3 protein-coding genes are annotated in these 3474 nt (G+C 62.9%); all 3 read left to right on the top strand.

Annotated features, from left to right (window positions below; genetic code table 11):
- Positions 1 to 327 (top strand): DUF6634 family protein (locus BLP76_RS18465; protein ID WP_342028076.1); only part of this gene is annotated, 327 nt, incomplete at its 5' end.
- Positions 324 to 2009 carry an AAA family ATPase gene (locus tag BLP76_RS18460; protein ID WP_092816694.1) on the top strand — a complete coding sequence of 562 codons (1686 nt, stop codon included), beginning with the start codon at positions 324 to 326 and terminating at the stop codon, positions 2007 to 2009. The genes BLP76_RS18465 and BLP76_RS18460, both read left to right, overlap by 4 nt.
- A gap of 438 nt (positions 2010 to 2447) precedes the next feature.
- Entirely contained in the window at positions 2448 to 2783 is a 336-nt protein-coding gene (locus BLP76_RS18455; RefSeq protein ID WP_092816692.1) for a hypothetical protein, read from the top strand.
- The last annotated feature ends 691 nt before the right edge of the window (positions 2784 to 3474 follow it).

Here is a 3474-nt window from a genome sequence, read left to right as displayed (position 1 = left end):
ATTCTCGACCACGATGGTCTCGGGCCCAATGGGGAGCGCGACGTTGCGCGTATGGAAGGTCTCGCGGCAGACCTGCGTGCGATTCACGAAGGCCGCATCCCGACGCCCCAGGATCTCTCTGATGCACCGCTGATCGATCGCTGGACTTTCGTCCCGATCAGCACCTCGGCGCTCATGGGCCATGTCACGGGCCATCCGCGTCTCGGCGCGCGCAAGGTCCTGACCTCCGCTGTCTGGGTGGGCGCACCAGACTTCGGCTTCGTGCGCACACTCTCCCGCTACTACCGCCTTGGGCGCCGGGCCGATGAAACGGAGATCGACGGATGAGCGGCGACAAGACAAAGAAGACAAGCGCGCTTGCGGACTTTGCAGGGCGTCGCGGATCTGGCGATGACGACAATCCGGCATGCCCGGTCTGGCCCGATCCCGATCCTGAAGGACGGGAACGGCGCGAACGGCGATGGGCGCGGAGGTCGAAAGCCGCCGGGGAACGGCGACATCTCCTGGACCTCGCCGAGCTGATCCTTGGCATGGCCTTCTTCGGCAACGACATCTCTGCGGATGTTCAGACCTGGGCGGAGCGCGTCTCCCTGCTCATTCCGGAGGATGACCGCGCGGACCATAAGGCACTTCGCAAGCACCTGACGATCCTCACCGTGTCCGCCAGCCTCGACGATCTCAGAGACACTGCCGCAGCGTTCCGCCGGGCCGGGAAGCTGAAGCGCCTCAACACAGCGGAGGCGGCCCTGCGGCTCGACTACTATTCTGCCTGTCTCGGGGACCGGCATGCGCCCTGGCAGATCGCGGGTGAAGCGATCTCACGTGCCTATGATCGCCAGACGCCACAGGACCAGGCCCTCGACTATGCGATCGCCGCCGTCGGCTGGCTCATCCATGCGGGTCGCTACGAGCCGCTTTCCGCCGACCGGCTCGCCCGCCAGCCATCCCGGCCGCGCATGGATTTCCGGAGCGATACGTCCGACTTCGGCCTTGATCTCCTCGAACGCATTCTCAGCGAGCGAGAGCGACGCATCTATCGGCGTGTCGAGACGTATTTCAAGACGCGCACGGAGGTGAACCGGGACGGAGCCTCACCGACATGGGACGGCGACGAGGCCGGAGTGGGCGAGCTCAGGCCGGAAGATCCGGGTGCCGTCGTGTTCCGGACCGTCGGCAACGTCGAGACATCGCAGCGTGTCGGGCGGGAGTTTGCAAAACTTCTCAACACTCGGCTGCCGCTCGCGCGGAAGCCCGATCTTGCGGGCGTACAAAAAGCTCTCACGAATGAGTTTCCGCAGGCGGCAGAGATCATCTCGGCGATCCTCTCCGAACTCGTTCCTCTCGACATCGTCCGGCTACGCCCGATCCTGCTGGTCGGCGAGCCCGGCGCGGGAAAGACCAGGTTTGCGGAGCGGCTATGCAACGCCCTCGGCCTGCCGCACGAGACATACTCTTGCGGCGGCGTTGCCGATGCCGCACTCGGCGGAACCGCAAGGCGGTGGATGTCGGCGGAGCCGTCGCTTCCCGTCAGCCTGATCCGGCGTTTTCGGCACGCATCGCCCGGGATCATTCTCGATGAGATCGAAAAAGTCGGCACGAGCCGCCACAATGGCAATGCCCTCGATGCCCTGCTGCCGATGTTGGAGCCGTTGTCGGCGACGCACTGGCACGACCCCTATCTCCAGGCGCCCGTCGACCTCTCCCATGTGGTCTGGATCGCCACGGCAAACGGCCTCCAAAGCCTGCCGGGTCCGCTCAGAGATCGTTTTCGGGTGTTCCATTTCCCCGAGCCCGGCCCGGAACATCTCGTTCCGCTTGCGGGGCGCCTCATGCAGGAGATCGTTCAGGAGCGCGGCCTCGATCCCCGCTGGGCGATCCCGCTCGACGGGGAGGAACTCGAAGCACTCCGTGGCGCGTGGCCCGGCGGCTCCGTCCGCCTCTTGCGGAGGCTGGTGGAGCGCCTGCTGCTGGCACGCGACAGATGGAAGGCGGAGGAGGAGGCGCAGTGACCGGGCGCCATGCCGTGGCATCGATGCCGCACCGTCTCGCTGCGCTGCCGGGGGTTGGAAGCGGCCCATCAGCCGATAACGTGCCTGCACATCATCATGAGTTGCGGATTTTTGTTGCACGGCCCCGAGACAAAAGATTCAGACCTCTGCGCATGTGTTTCGAAAGCCGAGACATGCGCTCCGCTTCTCTGTGCGGACGTTTCGACAGGCTACGCATGTGTTCCGAAAGCCAAGGTTTTTGTTTCACGACGTGCGCGCAAGGCAAGATAATGTGCGGGTACGTTGCCCGTACGTTGTGTTGCGGCGGGGGCACCTCCCGGGCAAGGCGACAGGGCGAGGGAATGCCAGAGAACGATATCGGCAAGAGGATGATGCGGGGGTCGCACCGCGTCATCGTCTCGCGTCACTTCGGGCGGCAGGTGCTCGTAAGCTGAGGTCATGAGAAAGACCAAGCCACGCCGCCCGGAGCAGAAAGACAAGCAGCGGGCTTATCGCGCCCGGCAGAAGGCGGAACGGATCCCGTCACGCGACGACGTCGCCCGCATCGTCCTACACTGGGCCATCACCGGCGCCCTCGCACCCGGCCAGGAGAAGCAGTTGTCCGGCTTACGCAACATGGTGATCGACAAGCTTGTGGAGCAGGATTTCTCAGAGGACGGTGCAAGGCGCCGTTTCGACGAGATCGTCGAGCGCTACGAAAACGGCTGGGACTTCCGTGCCAAACCCCATCTGCTGCGCGTCAAAGAAGGCATCCCCGACGACGAAGCGCCCTGATTCCCCCCATTACTCCCTGAAACGGCGTTCCCGAGATTTCTGATTCAAAAGGGGAACGGCGTTGCGGAACTCCTGAGATAAGATTGACAAACTTGACGAAGGATTCAGGTCCAATGACGTGACCTGGCTAGAAAGGGCGAGGGAAGGTGCTCGTAGAGCGTTTGGGAAGGGACCGATGGAGGACTTTGCGAACAAATTGAGAGAGGTCCGAGCGGCGGATGCTGATGCGTTCCGCTGGAGGTCCGAACCTGTTTCACGAACCACTTAAAGGGGACAACCGATTTCGAAATGCCCATTCCCGTAGCCGCGGCTTTTGTTGGAATGCTGTTGGACTGATTGTACTCGAGCGAGCATCTGCGGCCGAGCCGCAAGCTCAGCCCGCGGATACTCTCGAACCGAGCTCATCGCCCCGATTTTCGAATGATCCGACACCCCTCGGCCGGGCGGGGCGAGACCGCTTGATGCGCTATCGAGGCGGAACCGCAACAGCTTCGCCCTTGGTGCTCATACCGGCCCGCCAGCGCCGTTATTTAGGCTTCAGATATTCAACAATCGCCTGCGGGAGCTGTTGCGGTTGGCCTGCGATTTCTGAACAGCTAGAGCATCGGACCTGAAATGAGAATCGGAGGTTTGCGGATTGGCTGAAGCATGATTCACTGTTTGAGGAGGTGGATCATGGGCCGATGCTATT

Origin of the sequence: Afifella marina DSM 2698 (genome assembly GCF_900102695.1) — a bacterium.
GTDB lineage: Bacteria > Pseudomonadota > Alphaproteobacteria > Rhizobiales > Afifellaceae > Afifella > Afifella marina.
The sequence above is the reverse complement of the archived record's forward strand: the minus strand, read 5'-3'. Positions and strand labels throughout refer to the sequence as shown.

Coding starts and splice junctions, on each gene's coding strand:
- BLP76_RS18460 (WP_092816694.1), top strand. CDS start 324: ATGAGCGGCGACAAGACAAAGAAGACAAGCGCGCTTGCGGACTTTGCA.
- BLP76_RS18455 (WP_092816692.1), top strand. CDS start 2,448: ATGAGAAAGACCAAGCCACGCCGCCCGGAGCAGAAAGACAAGCAGCGG.